Below are 23,776 nucleotides of genomic sequence, written 5' to 3'. Positions count from 1 at the left end.
AAGTTTAAGAATAGGTAAATTTTTCGTAAAATATTTGCTAGTACACAAATCTTTTAAACTCTTGGGATATCTCAAGTTTTTATCTCATTATCAGAAAATACAATCTGTATAGCTTTTGGCCTGTTTTTTTTGAAGAGCTACTAACCTTTTTTAAGAAGGAACAAGCTAAATGTTTTTGATAATATAATAAGTAATCTTTATCTGTTTTGCCTACATCTATCTAAAGTAATAGCTACAAGAGATAGGCTGTTGATAGAAATATAGGCTTGGGGAGAGTGAAAACTCCCTCCCCGAAACTTACACCGAGTATTTAATTTCGTTGACCAGTCACAATATATGCTACACGTTGACCGATGTTAGTTGCATGATCTGCCATGCGCTCTAAACAACGAATCGCCAGTACCAACAGTAAAATCGGCTCAACAACACCTTGGTCGTAGCGCTGATGAGCTAAAGTCTGATAAAGCCGTTCATAAGCATTATCTACAGCATCATCGAGTTGCTTTATACCTCGTCCGTTGACTTCATCTAAATCTGCTAAAGCCACTAAGCTCGTTGCTAACATTGCTTGTGCATGGTGAGACATGACTGCAATCTCTGGTAAAGAAGAATGAGTCGGATAGGGAAAAATTTTAATTGCAATTTTAGCCAAATCCTTAGCATAGTCACCAATGCGTTCTAAATCGCGCACAAGTTGCATAAAAGCACTCAAACAACGCAAATCTTGAGCTGTAGGAACTTGCAGCGTCATGATTGCTGTACAATCTAGCTCTATTTGTTTATAGAAGCGATCAATCTTTTTATCTAAAACAGGAAGTTCCTCAGCTGCTGTCAAGTTACGAGCAAACAAGGCTTGGTGACTCTGACGAAAAGATTGTTCTACTAGAGCACCCATACGCAAGACATCTTGCTCTAAGCGCCTAATCTCACGAGCCAGCTGGGGTGTTTCAGTATTGGGACTATAAAGGGGGACTTTCACTCTTGTAGTCTCAAACATGAAGATATTTTCAAATATAATCTTGGCTAGCAGAATTTGCCACGACGCAAGGAAGTTCAATTTGTAACCATGCTCCCCCAGTTTTTGGATGATTCATCGCTTTTACAGAACCGCCGTGGGCTAGAATAATTTGCCGGACAATTGCCAAACCTAAACCACTACCGACAATTGCCGTAGTTGAATAACTGTCTAAAGTTGTCACACGAGACCGTGCTTGGTCTCCTCGGTAAAATCGCTCAAAAACATGGGGTAAATCTGCTTGAGAAAAACCTGCACCGGAGTCAATAATGTTAATTTGTAGTACTGGTTGTTGATTTTTCTGTTCCGAAACGATTTTTGCTTCAACGACAACGGTTGTATTTGGTAAGCTGTATTTGATACTGTTGTCAAGTAAGTTGAGGAACACCTGGTAAATGCGAGATTCATCGGCATTAATCCAGATATTTTCTGGACCAGAGTAAGCAATCTCAATTTTGTGTTGCTGTGCTAAGGGTGCTAAAGTGTCCCATACAGACAGAATCAGCGATCGCGCTTCTATTGGTTGACGATGCAGTTGAATGGTAGGGTTTGTTTCTAGCTGAGTGAGTTCTAGCCAACTTTGTACCAGGTGAATCAATCTGTCAACCTCTTGCAACAGACGATTCACCCAGCGATCCAAAGGTGGTTTGACACGATCTTGTAATGTTTCGACAACCAGACGTATTGAAGTCAACGGAGTTCTCAGTTCGTGTGCGAGATCAGAAAAAGCACGCTCGCGTGCTTGGTTCATATCCAGCACAGGCTGACGATTTTCTATAAAAACTCCTACATGTCCTTTTGGCAAGGATAAACTTGTTGCTTGCAACATGAGAGATTTCACCTCCGAAATAGCTGCTGCATTCTCGCAAGAAGGATGAAACACCCACTCCTTAACCTGTGACTTTTGGCGATCGCGCGTTTGCTCAATTAACTGGTCAAGTTCGTAGGATCTTATTAACTCTAACAATAAGCGTACCTGTCCGGGTTGCCATCTTTGCAGATACAACATTTTTCGCGCCTGCTGATTACACCAAAGCAGTTGATTTTCTTCGTCAACTTGCAAATACCCTACTGGCGCGAACTCTAAGAGGTCTTCATATGTTTGGAGCAACTGTTGCAATTGTTGCCGTTGCTGCACAATTAATTTAATTTCGTGCCGCAAGCCTGGTATTAGCAGCGCCACGTCAGAAGAATGCGCGGTTAACGGTCGCAATACCTGCCCTAAATAGCGGTTCAGTTGAACCTGTTGCCATACCCAAAAACTTACACCTACCGCTAAACCCAGTAAAAATCCCAGTATGAGCATTGCTAGTTATTAGTTGTTCTCTGACAACTAAAAACTAACAACTATCCAAATCGATAGCCAAAACCTCGTACAGTCACGATATATTCTGGACGACTGGGATCTTGCTCTAATTTTTCGCGCAGCCAGCGAATATGCACATCCACAGTTTTACTATCTCCGACAAAATCTGGTCCCCAAACTTGGTCTAGCAATTGCTCGCGCGACCATACCCTACGGGCATAACTCATAAACAGTTCTAAAAGTCGGAATTCCTTTGGTGACAAATTCACCTCTTGAGAGCGAACCAGCACCCGACATTCTTGGGGATACAAAGTCACATCTTTATACTGAAGTACTGGTAGCTGAGGCAAACAGCTCAAGCGTTGACGACGCAGCAATGCTCGACAACGAGCCACTAACTCCCGCATACTAAAGGGTTTGGTTAAGTAGTCATCTGCCCCCACTTCCAGCCCCAAAACACGGTCTGTTTCACTCCCCTTAGCACTTAACATTAAAATTGGTACTGGGTTCCCTTGATATCGGATTAAGCGGCAGATATCTAATCCATTAATTTGAGGTAGCATCAAATCAAGAATCACCAGATCAAAGGAAAGCTCTCCTGAACTGGGTTCATAACTTTTGAGGTATTCTACAGCCAACCGCCCATCAGTGGCAGTTACAACTCCATAACCTTCCTCTTCCAAAGCTAAAACAATCATATCCCGGATCAGCTCTTCATCTTCCACTACCAGAATGCGGCTTCTTTGTCCGATTGCCGCCGTGTGGGGATACTTGGTCGATTCGCTGGTATACATTGATATCACAGATTCTCGTGGTTGTGATGGTATCAATATTAATTCTTTAATTTCAGTGTATCTACGCTTTCTTGAAGATATTTAAATTTACAATTTGTAACATCTACAACAGAACTAATATTATTATAAACCAAAGCAACACAAAACCAGCAATTGTTTTTTACAAATTTACTTTTTAACCGTTAAAAATACGAAAAATAGCTATAATCAAGCGAACTTATCATCAGGATTTGCAACAAGTCCCAAATTATACTACACAGCAACTAACTTGATAGATTTTGACAACTTATTTCTTGCTCTTATCAGTACAGGATTATTTACTGAGTGCGCGTCTTCTGTTGTAGACTCAACGTCTCTGTTTGGAATTGCTGTATCTCGCGAGATTCTTCCCAGACAGAGGAATGACACATTAGAAAGCCACGCCAGATGCAACAACTGGGGGAACCCCGGCAACGAACGCACTGACTCGATTTGATATCGATTATTCATGAAAAAATTCTACAAATTTTTCCATAAAAAAGATTTTTTCCCAGACGAGTTCTGTGCTAAGAATTTCTGCGTTCTTTTCTAAAGACTATCACTTTTTCTACATTTCCCACTTTTTTAAAAAAAATTAATAGTAATTACCTAACTTTCTTACTTTTAAGACACACATAAACTTGCTAATATATGGGCTGACTTCTAGCAAAAAAATGTTCTTGATTTGACACGAAATACATAGAAGCATCAGTCTAAACAATTGAGTCGGAATACTTTAGACGCTCGATTGAAAAAATCGGTGGTCGTCGCCTCCACCAAAATTGTAAATTTGGTGGTTAACGGTTGGTTGTCAGCTTTGAATGTCCAACCAAATCGATTCAGCAAGGCTGTCTTCTGACAGCTTCTTCAAGAAATCATTGACACTCTGTCAAAATTGTGGAAAAAAATTAGCGTTTTCAGTATTCTTTTTCAGATTGAATTAGCTTAAGGAGTACCTACCATGAACAAGATTGAACTGGCTTTGGTTGTGAGTTATCTGCTGATCAGTTGCTATTTTTTGATGAATTGGTTAACTTTTTCTATTCGGCATCCAATTTATTCTCCAGAAGAAAAGTGGTTAGACATGGTAGTTTTTTTGACAACAAGTGTCTTCTGGTTTCTGAGTATTCCTATATATTGTCTAGAAATTTTGAAAACACGGAAACTACAGAATAACATTGTTATACCTGTTCTTGTGACACTCTCTGCATTCAGCATGTATCTGTATACATTTGTGACAAGGGAATTTTGAGTACAACATCAACAGACGACCGTTGGATGGTACAAAGAAGATAGTTACAAAAAATTGTCCCGTTTCATTCTAAAAAAGAAAATAGAGACGCATAAACCAAGCGTCTCTATCAGAGAGGAAACCCATAAATTGTAAAAATCAAAATTTAGAATGAGAAATTTAAATATTTAAAATAAATGTTATTTCCAGGCACTTTATTCTCATCCAGGATTTTTTGCGTAGTTTACCTCTATTAAGAGATGAATAAAGACGCAAATGATAGCTTTTCCGAACTTTGGCGAGTGCCGAACCCGCTATCTTTAGAACTGGATGATTGTTTATAAGTTGAGATACACGAGAGGAAATGACCACTCCGGAAAATCTCAAAAAATAACCGGCTGCAAGCCGGTTATAAATTTGGAATCACAAACGTACTATAGAATTTCTCTACACTCGAAGGTAAAAAATATTAACGCAAGTTGCTAGTTAGTACCCCTAAACAGTATCCAAAAGATACAAAAACTTGGTTTTTAAGTATTGCTAGTTACAAAAAACTAAAGTTTTGTACTTAAAAAGGGGCGCTTTTTGATAACTAGCAACTTGGGTTATTAAGCAAATGCTGAAAAATCTATATTGGGCCCAACGTCTTGAATACGTCCAAAACCAACAGCACGCAATGCTTCTGTTAAAGAAACATCTCCTGTATATAGTGCTCGACCAACAATAACACCAGTCACACCTTGTGACTCTAGCGCCAACAGACTCAGCAAATCGGTGACAGAACTGACACCACCAGAAGCAATGATCGGAATGGAAATTTTAGCCGCGAGCGATCGCAATGCTTCTATATTTGGTCCAGAAAGGGTACCATCACGATGGATATCAGTGTAAATGATGGCTGCTGCTCCCAATTCTTGCATCTGTACAGCCAGTTGAGTTGCAAAAACTTCAGAGGTTTCTTGCCACCCACGAGTTGCTACCATTCCATTACGAGCATCTATACCAATCACAATCTGCTCTGGAAATTCTTGACAGAGTTGTTGCACAAGCTGGGGTTGTTCTACGGCTACAGTTCCCAAAATAACCCGTTGCACGCCTATGTTGAGTAGTTGTTGTACACGAGAGCGATCGCGCACTCCTCCACCAACTTGAATGGGTAGCGACACAGCTTGAGCGATCGCTTCAATTGCTGGCAAGTTCACTAGTTTACCAGTTTTCGCCCCATCCAAATCGACTATGTGTAATCTGGTGGCTCCCTGTTCAACCCACTGATTTGCAACATCAACTGGGTTGTCGCTGAAAACTTGCGATCGTTCATAATCTCCCTGATAAAGTCGCACACAGCGACCTTCTAGTAAATCTATCGCCGGAATAACTTCCATAACTGTCCTGAAAAACTAATTTGTTTATCTAACGGGGGTTCGGGGGCTATAAGACCGGCACTATAATCTTTGATTTAGTGCGGGTGGGGGTCTAACACGTACCAAAATCAGCCGTCGCATTGGGCAAAGAAAATGAGCCAGCCTTTGTTTCCGTTGATCTGTCTTCCAAGTCGCGTACTCGCTCTAATAAGGCTGGCTGATTTTGGAGGGGACGATGCGTCAGATACATGGACCCCCGCGCGATTTTCATGCCCTCGATGGGTATGAAAATCGCATTTACTAGGCGACACATTTCTAGTAAATGCGCTAAAATTAATCCATGATAACACTGACTCACCGCTACCGAATCTATCCAGATGCCACTCAAGAGCAAACATTGATTGAGTGGATGGAAATTTGTCGAGGAGCTTACAACTTTGCTCTTCGGGAAATAAAAGATTGGTGTGATAGTCGTAAGTGTTTCATTGATAGATGTTCCATTGAAAAAGAGTATATCCTCTCTTGTGAATTAAAATTTCCCAATGAGGTCTATCAACTGAACAACTTGCCGAAAGCGAAGATTGAGTTCCCCAAACTAGGAGAAGTTCCTTCTCAAGTGCTTCAGCAAGCTGTCAAGCAGTTGCATAGAAGTTGGGAATATTTTCAGGACAGAGGTTTTGGCTTTCCTCGATTCAAAAAGCATGGACAGTTTAAATCGTTGTTGTTCCCTCAGTTCAAAGAGAGTCCGGTGACGAATTTGCATATCAAACTGCCGAAGATTGGAGCAATTCCAATTAATTTGCATCGACCAATTCCTACCGGATTTGTGGTCAAGCAAGTAAGAATCTTGAGGAAAGCAGATAAGTGGTATGCATCCATTGCTCTTCAATCTGATGTGACAGTTCCAGATCCAGTACCACACGGTCATCCAGTTGGAGTTGACATTGGATTGGAGAAGTTTTTAGCAACCAGCGATGGCGTTCTCATAAAACCGCCAAAGTTTTTCAAGCAACTGCAAGGCAAGCTGAAATTGCTGCAACGCAGACTAGCTAGATTACAAAAGCGGTCGAAAAACTACGAGAAACAACGACTTTTGGTACAAGGGCTACATCACAAAATTGACAATACAAGGAAGGACTTTCACTTTAAGCAAGCCCATGCGCTTTGCGATAGCGGCGACATGATTTTCATGGAAGACCTAGACTATCGTACCAGTGCCAGAGGAATGTTTGGCAAGCATATGCTTGATGCTGGATTTGGGCAGTTCAGAACTATCGTCAAGTACGTGTGTTGGAAGCGTGGAAAGTTTTTTGCTGAAGTTGATGCCAAAGGGACTTCTCAAGAATGTCCAGAATGTGGTGGTTTGGTCAAAAAAGATTCCAGTGTTAGAGTTCATAGCTGCTCACATTGTGGATATCAAACAGATAGAGATGTAGCAGCTGGTCAAAATATTAGAAATCGAGGGATAGTCCTCATTAGTACCGTCGGGCAGACGGGAATGGAAACAGCCTGTGCAGTCGATCTGCCGGGGACTGACGAAAGTCAGTCTAGGCAAGTGGCGAAATCTCGCAACAGAGTAACCAGGAAATCCAAAGTGTGAATTTTGGAAGCCCACACCATACCGCTTGCGGTTGGTGTGGGAGGATGTCACAGCGAGCTTCTACGCGTACGGTAAGCGAAGCACTTTTGTCTTGCTTTTGTGTCTCAGATAGCTCTACCAATCCTTGTGCTTCTGGCAATTGCGTCAACTCCTTAGCATAAGGAATATCTGTGAACTGTCTTGCTAAGCTCACCATAAAAGGATTTAAATTCATCTAACAATTCTACTCTTGGCTCTTGTGAATCACAGCTTGCCGAAAACCTAGCACAATCAAGATATTAGCAAGCGTCAAAAAAGATTCTGCACTTCCATGCAGCCAATCGACATTTGCTAGAGACTTTCCATAATGAACTTGAGCATAAATCCCTGCTGGAATGGTGACGGCGACAAAGACAAGAGTACAGTAAAAACCATACAGCGCCAAACGAGGCATTTGCGGAGTACGGCTGATAAACCACAAGAAACCCAAGTAGGGAAACAGGGAAAGGGCAAAGAGGGTTTCTTTTGAAATCATTGCTTTAATTCTATAGTTTTAGTGGAGACAGGATTATTTGTTATTTTGGCAGACTTGCTGGAACGCCAAATCAACACCGCCGCTGCCCAAAGGGTAAAATTACCCAATAAAGTCATACTAGCTTGTAGTGTGACCAACCATTCTAGAGATTCTGCGTTATCAAAGTAGTGCCAAGTGCAAGCACACATGGCGCTGACTAAAGCAGGTAACATGGCAAAGGACAATGCCCACCAAGTACGGTTACTAGTGACTTCACCGTATTTCCAAATTAACCAAATGGCGGCAATCCACTCAATAACGCTAGAGACGTGAATAATCCAAGTCGGAATCGAAAGAGCGTTCATAAAAGTCAATTTATCAGGATCAAAGATGCGGGTACTACTGTCTGGATATTACGGTAAGGGAAATGGTGGGGACGAAGCTTTGTTAGCAACGCTTCTACAGATGCTACCACCATCAGTCACACCTGTGGTTCTCTCTGGCAATCCAGAGGAAACTAGCAGTCGCTATGGTGTCCAAGCGTGCGATCGCATGGCACCTTTAACCGTACTGCAAGCTTTACGCTCTTGTGATGCTTTTATTTGGGGTGGCGGTAGCTTAATTCAAGATACAACCAGTGCCATTAGTCCATTTTATTATGGAGCAATCATGACATTAGCCCAAAAAATGGGTTTAAAAACGATCGCTTGGGGACAAGGAATTGGTCCTTTGAAACGTCCTGTGACTCGTTGGTTAGCACGGCAAAATTTTGGTGGTTGTACAAAAGTGAGTGTGCGCGATCGCGCTTCTGCTGCATTACTCACTGATTGGCAAATTCCTTTTATCTTAGCTCCAGATCCAGTTTGGGCGCTACAAAGTAAACCAGTTCCTGGACTTTGGGATTTACCCGCCCCTAGAGTGGCGGTGACTTTACGAACTCACTCTCAGTTAACCCAAACACGCCTTGCTAACCTAACTCGCGCACTCGTTGATTTTCAAAAAGCTACACAAACTTTTATATTATTGTTGCCTTTTCAAAAGAGTGAAGATTTAGAAATAGCCGAAGCAATTCAACCACAACTCAAAGATGTTAGCAAAATTATGTGCTTGGAAGAACCGGAACTTTTAAAAGGAGTGTTTCGCGGCGTAGAAATGGCAATTGGGATGCGTTTGCATAGCTTAATTATGGCAGCAAGTGAAGGTTGTCGCTGCTTTGCGTTAAGTTATGACCCCAAAGTGAATCGATTGATGGAAGATGTGGATATGCCAGGATGGGATTTAGCTAATTTGCCAGATGATCCTAATTTCATTAGTAAAACATGGATGGAGCATTACGCTAATGGTGATCCATTGTCAGCAGAAAAAATTCAGTATTTAGTGGATAGAGCGTTGATTCACCGTGAAGTGTTGAGAGAAGGACTAATACCAATTCAAAATTCAAAATTCAAAATTCAAAATTAAGAAAGCCTAAGATAACGAGGGTTTGGGACTGTGTATCTGTCGCATTCTTTTTTCAAATTGGTATAACTATAGACTTGACAAAGTAAATTTTTGTCAATTGTATTTGATTAGACTAATCACAACTCTACAACTCAAACTTATGTCTTTTATCTTCTCACCAATGAACTCTGAGAGTTCATGTGTTATTCTGACTTGGCGATACGACGAGCCCTATGACTTCTACAACTTAGATTCTGGTGAAATCTCCGAGAGTGTACAGCAATTTTTAGATCCGCACAATGCTTATTACACCATTACCAATGATGATAGTAATCTTATAGCCTACTGTTGCTTCGGACCAGATGCGCGAGTCAGTGGAGGTGATTATAGTGTCGAAGCACTCGATGTTGGGCTTGGTATACGTCCGAACCTGACGAGACGAGGACTTGGTCTTCGTGTAATTGATGCGGTACTAAATTTCGCTCAAAACAAGTTTACACCCACTGTGTTTCGTGTTACAGTTGCTGATTTTAATAAGCAGGCGTTACGGATATGTGAAAAAGCCGGATTCCAGACAGCCCAGAAGTTCCAGAGAGATCTTGATGGAAAACATTTCGTAGTCTTAACGCTAAAGTATAATTAACTAACTAAATATTCGGGCAATAGGACAAGTGAACCCGCTTAAGAGTGGTGAACTTAGTTCGTCACTGATAACTAACGTTGCTACCAACACTAGTGTCGCTTGCTGCCGTCGATAAACCTGAATTTGCTGTAACTGCCAATCAACAATCCAGTATTCTTGGACGCCTTGAGTAGCGTAAAGCTTCAGCTTCACTTGTTTATCGCGTCGTTCATTGTTCTCACCAGGAGAAAGTACCTCAACCACTAACTCTGGTGCAGCAGTGAGATGTCCTGCATGATCTATCACCAATGCTAGCCGTTCATTGCTAATCCACACCACATCAGGAATGACGTTATCAGCATCAGTGAAAATAATACCAGCGGCTGTGACAGCTTCTCCCAAACCAGAGTGGCGAGACCACAGTTTCAACTCTGTACAAATATTATCAGCAGCTTTTTGGTGTCTCCAGTGTGGTGCATATGTCACAAATAACTCTCCATCTACAATTTCATACCGCTTGCCGTTATCTGGGAACAGCTCTAAATCAGAAGTTGTCCAGCGTACCTGGTTAGTCGTAGTCTGGCTCATATAGGCATCTTTTGAAGTCTGTTTTTCTAATGTACCAACAGGAAACAACCCTTAACTCAAATGCGGCATAATTATTATTAAAGTTACTCTTGGCAAGTTTCACTGCATGATTCATTTAAGAGCGATCGCCAAAAAACAACTTGCTAAAAAAACAAAACCTTTTTTAAATAATCCGCAATCGTTTTTCAAACATTTATAAACTATAAAAAGTTCATTCATTGTTTGCGCTTCAAGCACAATAAATTTCTTATATGGGCGGACAAGATGTCCTACCCATAATATTTGAGAAAAATTGTACATAGCAATATAGCTACGCTGCTATTTTCTCACCTTTCACTTCTAACCGAGTCTTTGCTAGTCGGTCATAATTCATTCGCAACAGCTCCAAAAGTAAAGGTACATCCTCAACACCATGAATGTAGAAAGAAATCCAACCGCTTTTTGGATAGATGTGATGCACTGAGGCTTTGCCTGATTCTACGAGTTCTTTACGTATGCGAGCTGTAAAAGGAATATCTGCTTGATAATCTCCATGCAGGTGACCAATTTCTCGACCATTGACCTGAAACTCTATACCACCAAAGCGATGAGGTGCGACAGTTACACCTTGCCAAGTTTGCACGTCCTGCACGATTGTGTCTTTTATGTTACTCATGGCTATTGTTTCTCCTGAAAAATAACTCAACCTTATAATGACTATAATTTGTAACAAGTTAAGGTAAAGAGCGTAATATATTACGCCCCTACATGACACACACCAAAATTGTTAATTAATGTTTATGCTGCAACAGCTTCTTCATAAGGAACAAAAGTTTTCTTAGAAGCGTTACAAATTGGACAGTACCAATCTTCTGGAATTGCTTCAAACGGCGTTCCAGGAGCAATTCCAGAATCAGGATCGCCCTCTACGGGATCATAAATCATCGAACACTGGCGACAAATCCATTTCTGGGTTGTAGGGTTATCACTTGCTGCTTTTGGTGCAGGAGCAACTCCTTCCAGAGCTTGAAGCGCTTCTGTATACTGATTGGCATGATGATGTTCGATTGGTGTCAGCAATCCAAAGTTGTGTGCAGCTTTACGGAAAATTTGGGCGTGTTCACGGGATTCAGCTTGTTGTGCTTCAAACTCGACAACAGCCTTGTGATCTCTATCTACACGTGCTGCTTCTGTAAACTCTGGGTACATTGTGGTGTACTCATAGGTTTCGCCCTCAATTGCTAACTCTAGACAACGAGCTGCGATCGCTTTCTTTTGCTCATCAGTTAACGAAGCCACATCATCCACCACCAACTCTGGATGCATTAATCGAAAGTGAGCAAAAGCATGTTCTGTCTCCTGATTTGCTGTTTCTCGAAATAGCTTTGACACTTCCGTCATCCCCAACTGGCGAGTCACTTCTGCAAAAAACAGATACTTACGATTCGCCATCGACTCGCCTGCAAATGCTTCAGACAAGTTCTTTGCAGTGTTTGAGTTTGATAAATCCATTGTGTTGCCTCTCCATTATTCTCTCAAAGACTGCCGTGAGAATGGCAGTTTTGTTAAAACGTACTCATAACGAGTATGAATTTTTTATTGTACTCATAACGAGTATGAAATGGGAGAGCCTTCACAATATTTTTATGCTAGAAACTCGAACAACCTGTACAGCATTGGAGTTAACGAGTGTCAAAGCTGAATGACTAGCTAAATGGCCATCTTCGATGTAAAGATGCGATCACTTTTCGGAAACACATTTTACAAGCCTTATACAGCAAGTCTTTGAAGAAATTAACAAAAATGTGTTTCTTTCATACATAGCTGACGACGATACGCTGATCGGATAATCAAAAACCTCAATAAAAAAGCTCACGCTTTCGGCTTAGAACTCATTCCTAATCCTTACGCAACAGAATGTGTTTTATCGGAGATGAGCTTCTATAAGCTTAGGCTTTAACGTGCGGGAAAATAAGGTTTTGCTTAAGGAGTTCGTCTATCGACTTCTTTTTTTATTGCAATCATAATTTTAGCCAGTGAATCTTTAAAAAGATTATAGAAGATTCCCTTTGGAGTTCCTGATTTTGGTTGAGCGTCCACGACCTGCGTAATTAAAACTTGATTTGCTTTTGCACCAGAATAGGGAGCTACAGGTTCAATTTTCCAGTATCCATCTAAGCTTTGTAAATCTCCATCAATTTGACGAAAATCTATACGGGTTTTTGCAGTTTCAGTAATAGCTGACCGAATGCGTGATTGAACATTCATTAAAAATACCTGACGTGTATCTACCTGCTCGACCACTTTCTGATTGCCATTCACTGTAAGCACTTTACCCGATACTGTATTAGGTAAAAATTTAGAAAAATTATCATAATCAGTCAGTACTTCCCAAGCAATATCTGGCGAAGCTGTCACCAAAACTTTAGCAGTATACTTTCCTTTTTCTCCAGTGACTAAAGCTTGACCATTTCTTAATTTTACTCGTTCGGCAACAGGTAATTTATCAACAGGACTATTGAATAATTCAGCCGAGACAGATGGGGTAACTGCAATTGTAACTATCACAGAAAAGTAGCCTGCAAACAAACAAGTACGCAACAACTGCGACATATGGTAATTTCCTCGATTTAGATTTCTCAAATAATCTAAGATAATGACTGTTAGTGGTGTTTAAATTCTCCCAAGTTACCCCAGTCACTCATGAGAGAAACCTTATGGTGACGAACCACTCGAAACCAAGTCGATAAACTTTAAAGTAAAGGTCGAAAAGGTTAATAAGAAAAACTTAAAACCGTCCTCAATTGGCAAGAACGGCTAAGAGAGTTTGTTGAGTTATATCTTGCACTAGACTAAAAAACCGAGTTTCTTGAGAATGACAACACAAGCTTTACCTTAATTTTCTATTCAAAAACCCGGTTTTTTAGGTTTTGTTGAGAAAGGTGCATTCCGGTCAGTTGATCAATTCATCTCAGAGCTACCCCTTTACTCATCTGAGCGTCGTACAAGAACTATTCTGACTTTAGGCGCGGAATGTAGGCAGGGAGAACGCTCCTGACGACTGACACCTTCGCTGTTTTGGTTAATATTAGGTTTTAGCCCAAGGCGATTCACTCCGATGCTACCGAATACTACTCGGATAAGCCTTTTTTTCCTCAAAAGCAACCCAAGTGCCTCCCCTGTGGGAGATAAATAAATTTCCAAAACCTACGCAGTATTGTGATGCTATCAGATTTGATATGACACGAGGTCATCGCCCGTGAATCTGGAAGCCCTAGACTTAGTGTAAGTGAAGTCAGTGGATCGTTCACAGTCTAGAAGTATCGCGCGCAGAAAGTTGAGGGAGTTTTGCTAATGGTATTTCTTCAACTTTCGGTAATTTTTCAAGGGCGAGACGAGTTGACTGGCTACCACCGGACAAGCGTTTTAATAAGTGTGGTCTGGGATCGTGTAATAGGTAGATGATGCGATCGCCAACCTCCCACTCTTGTGATGCAGGCATAACTTGAAGATGTTCTTCTCGTTCTACCAATAACGGTATCAACTCGCCAGTTCTAATTAACGCTTTCAAATGCTCTTGTTGAAGGTCAAAACTAGATTCATTGAGCGTCGTTGTCCCCAACTTGACCTGTCCGTCATTCACATACTCATTCCAGATCTTAATTGGCAAATCTGGAATCAAAGCCTGGTTAATCTTATTTTCATTATTGGAAGTCGTTGCTTGTGGATCGCGAGGGAAAACAGCCAAGACACGGGGTGGGTTAAACTCTTCTGTTGCACGTTGTGCTAAGACAAAATTAACTTCACCATTACTAGTCATTGCTAGAAAAGTTCCCATTGAAGCAAGTCCAGCTTCTTCTAGTACACCAGTATCTAAGGCGCTGCTAGAAATAACTCTCAGATTTTGTGCTTGAGCTTGTTCACAACGTTGCGGGTCAGTGTCAATCATCACCACTGGTTCTCCCCGTTCTTGAAACAACCGAGCAATCAATAAACTCAAAGGATTACAACCCACAATCACCGCCCCTATGGCGTCTTTTGAGGTGATTTCTAGACATTTGGCAACCCAACCAGCCGTTAATCCCTGACAGACGACAGTCATGATAATTGTGAGAAATACTAAAGCTTTGATGGCTTCACCACCGTTAATCCCGCGCTGAGTCAGTAAAATTGCAAACAAAGAAGCAACAGAGGCAGAAACGATTCCGCGTGGCGCGATCCAACTTAAAAACAATTTCTGTCGCCAATTAAGATCACTATTCCAGGTACAAAAAAGGATATTTATCGGGCGAACAACAAACATCAATACTAGCACTGTGAACACACTGCCCCAACCCAAAGCAAACACACTCGCAATAGATAAGTCAGCTGCTAGCAAGATGAACAACACTGAAACGCTGAGAATAGTCAGTTGACCTTTAAAACGTCGCAACAATCGTTCTTCTGGGACTGAGGAAGCTCCAAAAACGACTCCTGCAACGACAACACTCATCAATCCTGACTCGCTGCGAATCATCTGCGAGAGAGCAAATAAGCCCCATAATCCCGCTAGGACAACCAGGTTTTTCAGCTCAAATGAGAGAAAGTTGGCACGTTTGCTAACTAAGGACATCAGCCAGCCACCGGCTGCACCAATTATGCTACCAACACCCAAGCGCAGTATGAGACTGCTCATTGCTGTCATGAAGTCAGTGTGGTTGTTTAATATCGTGTTGAGCACCACGACGGCGAGGATAGCTCCTACTGGGTCAATGAGAACGGCTTCCCCTTCCAAAAGTGTTGCTACTTGCCGATCCACATTGATTTGCTTGAGTAGAGGACTCACAACGGTTGGTCCTGTCACCACTACCAAGGAAGCGTAGAGAAAAGCAATCGGCCAAGGAAATTCACCTAGCCAATGCACAGCCATACCGCCCCCAAGCAGCGTGATCATGGTTCCCAGAGTAACAAGCAATTGCAGGCTAGTGGAAACTTTGCCTAACTCTTGCAAATCCAAGTTAAGTCCGCCTTCAAACAGAATAATTGCTGTTGCCAAAGCGACAATAACTTCCAAACCGGTGCCTAGCATTTGAGGGTGCAATAGCCCAATGCCATCAGAGCCAAGCAGAATGCCAAACATCAGCAAAAAGACAATGCTGGGTACCTTAAGAGATGCAGCCAGTACCTGAGCGCTAATGCCTGCAAAGACAGTCGTTACTATCTGCAGGGTAATTTCAAAAGATGCTTCCATGCTGTAGATTTTGAGCGATGAATTTCAAAATCTTTCGTAAAGGATTGTAGGTTGTAACTCTACAGGGTGCAATATCACATCCACAGTCCCTTACTAAGCCGAGTATTGTATCATACTCAACATAATTGAATTTTAAGTTTCTTTCTTTTTTGTGAACTAGCAGTGATGATTGCATTTGAGTATAAGGCGAAGCAAACTTGCTTTTAACCCATGCTATTATACTGTCTAGAGATATTCTATACTTTAAACTCTGCGTTTTTGTCATTCGTAAGCATTTTTGCTGATACACAGTTTTCATGTCCCTATTTTTCATCTTTCCGTAATTTTTTTGGAAAAGTTTTCAAAATCTGTTGACATCAGTGGCGAAAACCGTTAGATTTATAAGAGTGTCAACCAAGCGCCCCCATCGTCTAGAGGCCTAGGACACCTCCCTTTCACGGAGGTAACGGGGATTCGAATTCCCCTGGGGGTATTAGAGAAAAACAGAAAAAGAGGAGAAATATTAAGAAGCGTCACTGAATTGTCTCCTCTTCCTCTGTTGTTCATGAATCTAAGACCCGTTTACGGATTGCAATGAGGTTTAATCGCATATCATTGCTAAGACGGCGCTCAATGAATCCAACTGGCATAGTGCGTTTAGGCCAAACCTTCACAGTGTAGCAAAGAACTGTTTCCAGAGCTTCATTCAGAGAGTAAGGTTCTAATAGCCAGCTACCTGAGAAATCTTTGAAATCTCCTTCTACCATACGGAAATGAATAGCTTTTGGAAAATATTCTTCTAAGTCAAGAACGACACGCGCACAAAAGTTAAAGCGTAAAAATCGCTGAGCACCCACTTGCTCTAAACGAATACCTCCTTGAGGATGCTCAAGGAGGCGGCTTTTTGTCAAATTGGGGATGAAGTCAGCTAAAGCTTCATAATCTGTGAGTACTTTCCAGACTTGTTCTACTGGTTGGGGAATTTGGAGTTTAGCAGTGATTTGTCGCTGTCGTTCCTGTATCGTCTCGATTTGAACTTCTACAGCTTCTAAATCGTCAGCATCTGCGGCTACTACATTGAGTTCTGGATCGGTGTCGTCACCGATGACAGATAAATCCAGTTCCTGTTGTGTGTTGTGTTTTTCAGTCACTTTTGCCAAAAATAATCAGTCATCTTGGTCAGAAAATTGGGGCAGTGTCAGGGTAAAGCAGATTGTACATAAGCTGGAGTCTTCAATGGGCATACTCTCCACTGCTATTGACCCATTTAGATGTTGAACTAAAGACTTGACCAGAGCAAGTCCTACGCCAGCTCCAGGAGTCCATCTCCCTTGCCCCCGACGAAACCTGTCAAATATGTAAGTGGCTTCTTCTTGTGAAATGCCACGTCCTATATTACTAACTTTAATGATAACTTGATCAAGTTGTTGATTGAGTTGATGAGTAACTTCCAAATGAACAACAGTGTCATGTTCTGAGTATTTACTAGCATTTGTTAATAATTCCTGTAGAATGCGGTCAAAGCTCTCTGCTTCAGTTTGCACTGTCAGTGGTGAATCTGGCAAATTTAGGGAAAGCCTTATGCCTTTCTCTGCTAGTTTAGTATCAAAAATGGTTGCTAAATCACGAATTCTGGCATTTATATCAGTAGTTTCTAATTGCGGACGTTCATTATGGGTTGCTAATGCTTGGAGTTTTAGTAAGTCGTTAATTAAATTAATTTCATCGGTACAATCTTGCTCGATCATATGGGCGTACTTAGTCTGACGCTCGTTTAATTGTCCCATTTGACGTAAGTTACGAATAGCCAAACGGATCCTTGTCAGTGGATGACGCAAGCGATCGCTAATATTGCTTAAAAATTCATCTTTTAAATCGTTCAGCCTCTGCAACTGCTCAGTTTGTTGGCGCTTGATTTCGTAGAGTCTTGCTTGAACTTCTAAACTACGTTGCAGTTGTGCTGTACGTTCATCTACCAATGTTTGTACTTGACGTAGTGTCTGTGTTTGAATGATCGTATTGCTCAGTTGAGCACAAACCATTTGTACTATATTTAATTCTGCTGATTGCCAATTGCGAGCAACTGATTGCTGTAAAACTAAAAATCCTAATACTTTACCTTGAATTTCTAATGGCATTAATAGTACTGCAGGCAGCGCTTCTATTGCAAATACTGGGGCAACTGTTAAAGTATCTTTTAAATCTGTATCGTCATTGATGTCATTGATGATTAATGGTTTCCCAGAGTTTAGAAAGGCACGCTGGCATAAACCACAGTCGGAAATAAAAAAAGAAGTCTCTGATTGATTTATGAGGAAATTTTCTGTTTTCTTATTCCATTCACCGACAACAGAGGCTTTTGCTTTGAGAATTTGTTTTTTTGGTCGATTTCTAAATAATGGATCGGTATATTTCAGCAGTATGAGCAAACCACGATCTGTTTCCAGAGCCTCAGCTGTAGAAGTTAGCGCTAGCTGAAGCATTTGATTTAACTCCAGATTGCTACGACTTATTATCGTTAATTGCTTGATTAAACTTTGATGCTGTACAGAAGTTCGTAGGTACTGGTTTTGAGCCGCAATCTGCTGGGCTTGTGCAACTTGAGAAAATGCGATCGCGCAACACGACTCTACAGCTTTTAAGAGTTGTTTTTCTGATTCTCGCCAAATGTATGGCTGTGATTTTATCAGACTAATTACGCCGTTATTTTTGCTACCAAAACGAGTGGAGATGGCTAAAACAGCTTTAATTGTTAGTGGCAAAGATTGATGTCCAATTGCCAAACTTTTTTGAATTGTTGAAACATCTTCAATGCTCAATGTCTCAGAAGCACATTCCATCACTGCTACGTCCAAATGCTGTTCTATTGGAAATATTTCATCTCCACCAGACAACTCTGAATGATCTCGGGCACACCAGTTCGCAATTATTGTCTCACTCGACACTTCACCTGATACTGTCACTAAGCTACAGCCATCTACTTTAAAAGCAACTCCTAGCACTTTGGCAACATCTTGCAGCATCCTTGTCGGAGTTGAGCTATTGGCAATGATTTTATTAATTTCTTGTATTAACTGGTAGACAGGTTCTTCCGGATGCTGCATCAGCTTAACTGAGTATTGTTTCTGTAGATCTGCTTCGTCTAAATGCTTAGACGGCGATAAAAATTTATTCATTTTTGGTACACTCTTGAATCTTGATCCCATTTTTTTCGTAAGCAACCTCTCGGCATATCATTCACCCAAAGCTTGTGCTACCTGTTATAGCCCCTTTCTATTAGAGATAGTCAAATCCTTTGTGAGATAAATTTTTCTTTATGTGAATAAAAATTAAAATTTTCTTAAGACGTTGTCTGTAAAGAATTTTCGGCTATTTTTGCCTTCAATAACTAGCTAACCTTGATTTAGAATATCCTGCCAGCCTCCACATATAAACCGTAATTTCTCTGGTCTTGAGGCGAAAGCTCTGTGAATAGCATCCGCGTTACCACGGATAGTTTTTTTGCTTTTTTGGTATTAAATATCACAAAACATTTGATACAGTCATTGAGTGAAAACTTGCGAGTTTAGCCAGAAGAAAATGTTATCAACACAAAGTTTCAAAGAATTTTCTATGGTTTGTGTTCACAAAGACCCAAAAACTTTTTAGGTATTATATTCTTAATTCATAATTGTTTACAAGATTTGACTGACAGCAGTTTGCTAGTCAGTGAGGTACAGAACCTAGATTTCACGCGCCAGGTATGAAGGCTGTTTTACTCCGGATCTCCGAAGTAGGAATAAGGGAACGCTCTCGGAATGGCTGCTGTATGACTAAGGCTCAGGGTTTTCGTATGTGTAGTGTTGTTAAAACTTTTGCTGGTGCAACAGCTGCTTGATGAAAGAACTGAAAAATCGATAGGCTAACACTCTAAGAATTTCATATTGTGAATTCTTAAATATACTGAGCAACAAGAAAGAGTAAAATATGAACGCAGCCCGTTGCAGTATCACATAGAGCAACGCCAGCTGCGTTCACTTGAAAAAGTTTAACCAGCTAAACTCTCGATACTGAGAGGAACCATATCGCCATTTCTTGTCAGTCCTAATAACATCGGTTGTTTTGGTGAAATGAGTTGACCAGTGAGTACACAGCGTTCTTCTTGTTGTGCAGTTGCGGCTATGCTAGCGCGAATATCGGCTCGCGAAAACCGAGGTTTCCACTCACCTGATTTTTGCTGGACATAATTCCAGAGAATGTCTCGAATCAAAGCTTGATATCCCTGATTACCAGCTAATTCTTTGAGTTTATCTTTCAATTCCCGTTCTAAACGGATGCTGGTCACTTCCATGTCGGTGGTTGGTGTGCGAGCTATTGTATGCATCATTTTTTCTCCTTAAACTATGGACAGGATAGTAATACAAGTGTAGTATGTTTAAAGGAATGTTCAATAGGTGAAATTTTCTGTGAAATCCGTTTACCCGATCTCTACTTCCTTGCGTGTTGCCAACTGCCGATTGAGTTGGAAATCACCTGCTTTGGGAGTGGAGTATTTATTTATGGGAGACGGTAGCCTGAATAAATGGCAAATCACAGAGGGCAATAATGATTCTCAATATGCCAGCATTGGTGTACTGAATGCAGTACGAAGACTAGAACGACGAAGCGGGAGGTACAGATTATAACAAGATGCTGTACCTCTGTAGAGGTAAAAGAAGAAGACTTAAAGGTCAAATTCCAACCCCCGCTTCAACTCAATAAGAAGCGGGGGTTTGTTTATGAGGAGTCAAGCTGTGACAAGCGTGATGCGAGTTTTAGAACAATCCGTGATCGTGTTTTCTCAAAGTGACTTGCCACTGTATCAGGTTAATATCAAACAAGCGATTGTATTGTTAGTAACAAATAAGGCTGAATCACTATATTTTTCCAGCCAAGCCAGATGGGAAGTTTACTCACCTCGCTCAAAGCAAACCTGGAATCACAGGAGAGCATAAGGAATGCTGAAATTAACGTACACTGAAACGAGCTTTTGTTTAGAGTGTTTAGTTCAATCGTTGGAAGAATGGGTACAAGCGCGAGTGATTTTGGCACTGCGAGTGGGTCAATCTCTTTGCGTTGAACCCAGCACTGCTTCCTTTTTACTTCCTGTTAATTTGCCAGGAGTAGAAATACTTAAGACTCTTGTCAATAAAGAGGACAATGAAATCATCGCACTGTGTGGTTGTGATAATGAGTGTGTGGAGGTGATTCTACGAGGTTATTGGCTATCAAATGGTTCCCAGGATGCTGATGGCATTTTTGTCACCGCGATGAGTGATTCACTTGCGGGCGATGTTCTCGGAGGAAGCTGCTCAAAAGGCGATGCTGCAGAGTGCCCATCTATGTGGGGCGATCGCTCTGCTTCATGCACTGAGTTCTTTCTCCAAAAACTTTGGCAAGAAGCTCAACATAGAGCTTCTGTCATGAGTGAATGATGAACTGTTAGCTTTCAGTAATTAGGCTGAAAGCTGACAACTTTCATGAGTTTATTTTTATGTTTAAAGCTTTGCTAAGTTTTTTGTTGATTGAGTATTTTGACTCAAAGAATGCATCACTCAGTGACAATTTTATTTTTGAATATCCTATATAAATAACAGTATAAATTAGTGACATAGAATTCAATGTTCTAGTCTAGTTAATAAAAAAACACGAACCAAAGAGGCTTTAGTACTGGACATAAAATCTTCAATGGTTTTTTAAATTTTTGTTATCTAATTTGGAAAAAAATCTAGAGAAATTAGCGTACTTTCATTAGACAGTGCGAATTTATGTATAAGCAATCCCGTTAATAGAAAGATTTTGTGCCATGAGTAGACGTTTTCTTCCTCCTCTTTCTCCAGATGATTTGCCTCCAACTCGGGTGACACAACTTGATGAGTTATTGCTAAGACAATTGGAAGAAGCTACCTGCAAACGGTTTTTCAAAGTTTGCGGTCCAATCACTCGGGCTTTATTGTCTAGTTGTCACTGGTATTTTCAAATGAATGCTGGGACTTTAATACTAGTCATTATTAGCTATGACGTGGAAAGTTACTGGCATATGGCAAATGCTATTCCCCAGATGGTTGACAAGTTAAAGCTATTTTCCAATACTGCCAAAATCCGTTTCTATCCTCCATCTAAAGAGGGCATACCTTGGGAAATTGGGGTAGATGAAATATCGGATGAAAAAGATGTGTCTTAACACATGGTTTCTACCACTTGATGGACACTTCGGCGTATATTGTCAAGGCGTTTTTTTCAAAAACGCCTTCCCTGCTTCGTTAGAAGCAGGGTTCATTCATACGAGTCGAATGGGATCGTGTAACGCAATTGTGCAAAGCACAGCACCCAAACTGGCGATTGGACAGTCGTGATTTAAAGACTAGTACTGCTTTCTTGAAATTCGCAATTCGGAGAAATTCAAAATTCACGCATTAGTACACAGCAAGCTTTTCACTGATTTTGGATAGGTGCTTTATTTCGGCTATGACATACTAGTATCACTTGCCTAGATAAAATTTTTGATAAAATTAGCCTCTTATTTGCTTATTCTTTTTTTGAGCTGGTCGTAGCAAACATAAGTAAGTTAATGTTAGATTGTGCTACAACTGGCAACCAATCAAACAATCCTAAGCTAGATATTCAAAAGCAAGCTGGCAATGCTGTGCGAAAGAAAGCATCTTGTCTTCTCATCGGAAAACAGCTCGACAGAAGTTTATTTTTACAAGGATTGACACTTGATAGGATCATACCAGGAAAAGCTCTAATTACCAACTTAATTGGTAACCTTATGCCAAGAAAAGAACAAGGATGGATTACTTTTCAAACCTCAGAAGAGGAACGAAAAATTCTGGATGAGTTTTCAAAGCAGTCTCAGCGCACCAAAACAGAAATTTTGCGGGAACTTGTGCGTAGTCTCAACAAGGAGTCTCCACAACAGCCGTCAATACCAACACAACGGTATGAAGACGAGAAGCCTTGGACTTCACAGATAGAAGTTTTTGGTCGCAAGAAACCACTCAAAGTCAGTTCCCGTAATATTCTTAAGGGAATCGTTAAACGAATTGTGACAGGAGCAGTTAACACTGAAGTCACGCTGGAGATTGTTCACAAAGTTGAGCTAACCTCAATCATCACAAGAGTGTCAGCAGATGAGCTAGATTTGTCTGAGGGTGCAGAAGCTTACGCAGTGATTAAATCTAACGATATCGTGATTGCCAGGGAATAAAGAAAAGTTCATTTTAAGCTATCAAGCGTTAAAAGATTGTATTATTATGGTAGGTAAAAACTGACAATAACACAAAAGCCCTTATCCGTAAACTCTGTTCCTAGTTGGGAAGGAGTAAGGAATGAGGGCATTTTGAATTATATACTTTTATTAAGCTTCGACTTTTACACCTCTCCAGAAGGCGACATAACCTTCAATTTGCTTTGCCTTCTCCTTTGCATCAGGATAATACCAAGCAGCGTCCTTGTTGACTTGTCCATCAACTTCAATGTTGTAGTAACTGGCTACACCTTTCCAAGGACAAGTCGTGTGAGTGTCGCTTCCCTTGAAGTACTGTTTGTCAATTGAGTCAGGAGGAAAGTAATGGTTGCTTTCCACAACGACGGTGTTATCGCTTTCGGCTAACACAGCACCATTCCAGATTGCTTTTGGCATAGATGACAAGTGGTCATAACGCTACACATAACATTATGATTCTTCTGGTGAGCATCTTGCCTACGCATCAAATGACACTTAAGAGTTTTTGAGCAAGAAAAATTCAAGGCGTGACTCATCAATTGTCAATTATCAGTTATCAGTTACCAGTTATCAGTTACCAGTTACCAGTTACCAGTTACCAGTTACCAGTTACCAGTTACCAGTTATCAGTTATCAGGTAGGAAACGGACTCGTCCACCCCTTGTTCACTGTTCAATGTTTACTGTTCACTGTTCACTGTTCATTGCTCATTGTTAATTATTCGTTTATGTTAACTAATATACTAGCAGTGTAAGTAGTACTTGCAAAAATAATTGTTAGTGAAAGCAACCTTTGATTGAAGCCAAATACCAGGTGTCGCATTTGGCTTGTCACTAGTTTTATAACCTTAAATATATCTTAACCACAAACAATA

25 protein-coding genes and 1 tRNA gene are annotated in these 23,776 nt (G+C 40.8%); 10 read left to right on the top strand and 16 right to left on the bottom strand.

The window, feature by feature from the left end; translation table 11 throughout:
- Positions 1 to 310: 310 nt before the first annotated feature.
- The 3 genes from phoU to DP117_RS09100 are packed head-to-tail and all read right to left on the bottom strand — an operon-like array spanning position 311 to position 3,115.
- Entirely contained in the window at positions 311 to 997 is a 687-nt protein-coding gene (gene phoU / locus DP117_RS09110; RefSeq protein ID WP_169217989.1) for a phosphate signaling complex protein PhoU, read from the bottom strand.
- A gap of 10 nt (positions 998 to 1,007) precedes the next feature.
- Complete coding sequence (locus tag DP117_RS09105) at positions 1,008 to 2,321, bottom strand: ATP-binding protein (protein WP_169217988.1); 1,314 nt, start codon at positions 2,319 to 2,321, stop codon at positions 1,008 to 1,010.
- A 41-nt stretch (positions 2,322 to 2,362) separates the two neighbouring features.
- Entirely contained in the window at positions 2,363 to 3,115 is a 753-nt protein-coding gene (locus DP117_RS09100) for a response regulator transcription factor (protein WP_169217987.1), read from the bottom strand.
- Positions 3,116 to 4,094: 979 nt separating this feature from the next.
- Here DP117_RS09100 and DP117_RS09095 point away from each other — a divergent pair.
- Entirely contained in the window at positions 4,095 to 4,385 is a 291-nt protein-coding gene (locus DP117_RS09095; protein ID WP_169217986.1) for a hypothetical protein, read from the top strand.
- 587 nt (positions 4,386 to 4,972) lie between these two features.
- On the opposite strand, the gene hisA is transcribed toward DP117_RS09095, so the two are convergent.
- On the bottom strand, positions 4,973 to 5,746 hold the full coding sequence (gene hisA / locus DP117_RS09090; protein ID WP_169217985.1) for a 1-(5-phosphoribosyl)-5-[(5-phosphoribosylamino)methylideneamino]imidazole-4-carboxamide isomerase: 774 nt from the start codon (positions 5,744 to 5,746) through the stop codon (positions 4,973 to 4,975).
- Positions 5,747 to 6,065: 319 nt separating this feature from the next.
- On the opposite strand from hisA, the gene DP117_RS09085 reads away from it, so the two are divergent.
- Positions 6,066 to 7,325 carry an RNA-guided endonuclease TnpB family protein gene (locus tag DP117_RS09085; protein ID WP_169217984.1) on the top strand — a complete coding sequence of 420 codons (1,260 nt, stop codon included), beginning with the start codon at positions 6,066 to 6,068 and terminating at the stop codon, positions 7,323 to 7,325.
- Here the strand turns inward: DP117_RS09085 and DP117_RS09080 are convergent.
- Genes DP117_RS09080 through DP117_RS09070 form a run of 3 tightly spaced genes read right to left on the bottom strand, consistent with a single transcriptional unit; the run spans position 7,273 to position 8,183 of the window.
- On the bottom strand, positions 7,273 to 7,539 hold the full coding sequence (locus DP117_RS09080; RefSeq protein WP_169217983.1) for a hypothetical protein: 267 nt from the start codon (positions 7,537 to 7,539) through the stop codon (positions 7,273 to 7,275). The genes DP117_RS09085 and DP117_RS09080 overlap by 53 nt on opposite strands.
- 9 nt (positions 7,540 to 7,548) lie before the next feature.
- Positions 7,549 to 7,839: a DUF3593 domain-containing protein gene (locus tag DP117_RS09075; RefSeq protein WP_169217982.1), complete on the bottom strand. Its 291-nt coding sequence runs from the start codon at positions 7,837 to 7,839 to the stop codon at positions 7,549 to 7,551.
- Positions 7,836 to 8,183 (bottom strand): DUF2499 domain-containing protein, encoded by a 348-nt coding sequence (locus DP117_RS09070; RefSeq protein ID WP_169217981.1) that lies wholly within the window; start codon positions 8,181 to 8,183, stop codon positions 7,836 to 7,838. The genes DP117_RS09075 and DP117_RS09070 overlap by 4 nt, the downstream gene beginning before the upstream one ends.
- A 25-nt stretch (positions 8,184 to 8,208) precedes the next feature.
- Between DP117_RS09070 and csaB the strand changes: the two genes are divergently transcribed.
- Both csaB and DP117_RS09060 read left to right on the top strand, forming a co-directional pair.
- On the top strand, positions 8,209 to 9,279 hold the full coding sequence (gene csaB / locus DP117_RS09065; protein WP_169217980.1) for a polysaccharide pyruvyl transferase CsaB: 1,071 nt from the start codon (positions 8,209 to 8,211) through the stop codon (positions 9,277 to 9,279).
- A gap of 139 nt (positions 9,280 to 9,418) precedes the next feature.
- The gene (locus DP117_RS09060; RefSeq protein ID WP_169217979.1) at positions 9,419 to 9,901 is read left to right on the top strand and encodes a GNAT family protein; all 483 of its coding nucleotides are present in this window, start codon (positions 9,419 to 9,421) and stop codon (positions 9,899 to 9,901) included.
- Here DP117_RS09060 and DP117_RS09055 read toward each other — a convergent pair whose 3' ends face one another.
- From DP117_RS09055 to DP117_RS09035, 5 genes are all read right to left on the bottom strand, one after another.
- Entirely contained in the window at positions 9,902 to 10,468 is a 567-nt protein-coding gene (locus DP117_RS09055) for a Uma2 family endonuclease (protein ID WP_169217978.1), read from the bottom strand.
- 310 nt (positions 10,469 to 10,778) lie between these two features.
- Positions 10,779 to 11,123: a luciferase family protein gene (locus tag DP117_RS09050; protein ID WP_169217977.1), complete on the bottom strand. Its 345-nt coding sequence runs from the start codon at positions 11,121 to 11,123 to the stop codon at positions 10,779 to 10,781.
- Between the two features lie 122 nt (positions 11,124 to 11,245).
- The gene (locus DP117_RS09045; protein ID WP_169217976.1) at positions 11,246 to 11,959 is read right to left on the bottom strand and encodes a rubrerythrin family protein; all 714 of its coding nucleotides are present in this window, start codon (positions 11,957 to 11,959) and stop codon (positions 11,246 to 11,248) included.
- A 471-nt stretch (positions 11,960 to 12,430) separates the two neighbouring features.
- Positions 12,431 to 13,060 (bottom strand): SRPBCC family protein, encoded by a 630-nt coding sequence (locus tag DP117_RS09040; RefSeq protein WP_169217975.1) that lies wholly within the window; start codon positions 13,058 to 13,060, stop codon positions 12,431 to 12,433.
- A gap of 694 nt (positions 13,061 to 13,754) precedes the next feature.
- Positions 13,755 to 15,677, bottom strand: coding sequence for a cation:proton antiporter (locus tag DP117_RS09035; RefSeq protein ID WP_169217974.1), 1,923 nt, complete (start codon positions 15,675 to 15,677; stop codon positions 13,755 to 13,757).
- Between the two features lie 399 nt (positions 15,678 to 16,076).
- On the opposite strand from DP117_RS09035, the gene DP117_RS09030 reads away from it, so the two are divergent.
- Positions 16,077 to 16,149 (top strand) — tRNA-Glu (locus tag DP117_RS09030).
- Between the two features lie 70 nt (positions 16,150 to 16,219).
- Here the strand turns inward: DP117_RS09030 and DP117_RS09025 are convergent.
- From DP117_RS09025 to DP117_RS09015, 3 genes are all read right to left on the bottom strand, one after another.
- Positions 16,220 to 16,807, bottom strand: coding sequence for an SRPBCC family protein (locus DP117_RS09025; RefSeq protein WP_169217973.1), 588 nt, complete (start codon positions 16,805 to 16,807; stop codon positions 16,220 to 16,222).
- A gap of 15 nt (positions 16,808 to 16,822) precedes the next feature.
- Positions 16,823 to 18,832 carry a GAF domain-containing sensor histidine kinase gene (locus DP117_RS09020; protein WP_248277594.1) on the bottom strand — a complete coding sequence of 670 codons (2,010 nt, stop codon included), beginning with the start codon at positions 18,830 to 18,832 and terminating at the stop codon, positions 16,823 to 16,825.
- A gap of 851 nt (positions 18,833 to 19,683) precedes the next feature.
- The gene (locus DP117_RS09015) at positions 19,684 to 20,019 is read right to left on the bottom strand and encodes a hypothetical protein (RefSeq protein ID WP_169218008.1); all 336 of its coding nucleotides are present in this window, start codon (positions 20,017 to 20,019) and stop codon (positions 19,684 to 19,686) included.
- An 82-nt stretch (positions 20,020 to 20,101) separates the two neighbouring features.
- Here DP117_RS09015 and DP117_RS09010 point away from each other — a divergent pair, with 82 nt between their 5' ends.
- The 5 genes from DP117_RS09010 (at position 20,102) to DP117_RS08990 (ending at position 22,884) form a co-directional block, all read left to right on the top strand.
- Entirely contained in the window at positions 20,102 to 20,320 is a 219-nt protein-coding gene (locus tag DP117_RS09010; RefSeq protein ID WP_339381117.1) for a hypothetical protein, read from the top strand.
- Between the two features lie 93 nt (positions 20,321 to 20,413).
- Positions 20,414 to 20,629 (top strand): hypothetical protein, encoded by a 216-nt coding sequence (locus tag DP117_RS09005; protein WP_211175991.1) that lies wholly within the window; start codon positions 20,414 to 20,416, stop codon positions 20,627 to 20,629.
- Between the two features lie 3 nt (positions 20,630 to 20,632).
- The gene (locus DP117_RS09000; RefSeq protein ID WP_169217970.1) at positions 20,633 to 21,109 is read left to right on the top strand and encodes an alr0857 family protein; all 477 of its coding nucleotides are present in this window, start codon (positions 20,633 to 20,635) and stop codon (positions 21,107 to 21,109) included.
- 371 nt (positions 21,110 to 21,480) lie between these two features.
- The gene (locus DP117_RS08995; protein ID WP_169217969.1) at positions 21,481 to 21,858 is read left to right on the top strand and encodes a hypothetical protein; all 378 of its coding nucleotides are present in this window, start codon (positions 21,481 to 21,483) and stop codon (positions 21,856 to 21,858) included.
- A 588-nt stretch (positions 21,859 to 22,446) separates the two neighbouring features.
- Entirely contained in the window at positions 22,447 to 22,884 is a 438-nt protein-coding gene (locus tag DP117_RS08990) for a molybdopterin-binding protein (protein WP_169218007.1), read from the top strand.
- A gap of 150 nt (positions 22,885 to 23,034) precedes the next feature.
- Here the strand turns inward: DP117_RS08990 and DP117_RS08985 are convergent, their stop codons facing one another.
- A complete protein-coding gene (locus tag DP117_RS08985) occupies positions 23,035 to 23,319 on the bottom strand; it encodes a DUF427 domain-containing protein (protein WP_169217968.1) in 285 nt (94 codons plus the stop codon).
- Positions 23,320 to 23,776: the final 457 nt, after the last annotated feature.

It is taken from the genome of Brasilonema sp. UFV-L1 (assembly GCF_012912105.1).
Classification (GTDB): domain Bacteria; phylum Cyanobacteriota; class Cyanobacteriia; order Cyanobacteriales; family Nostocaceae; genus Brasilonema.
This window is presented reverse-complemented; position numbering and strand designations above follow the sequence as displayed.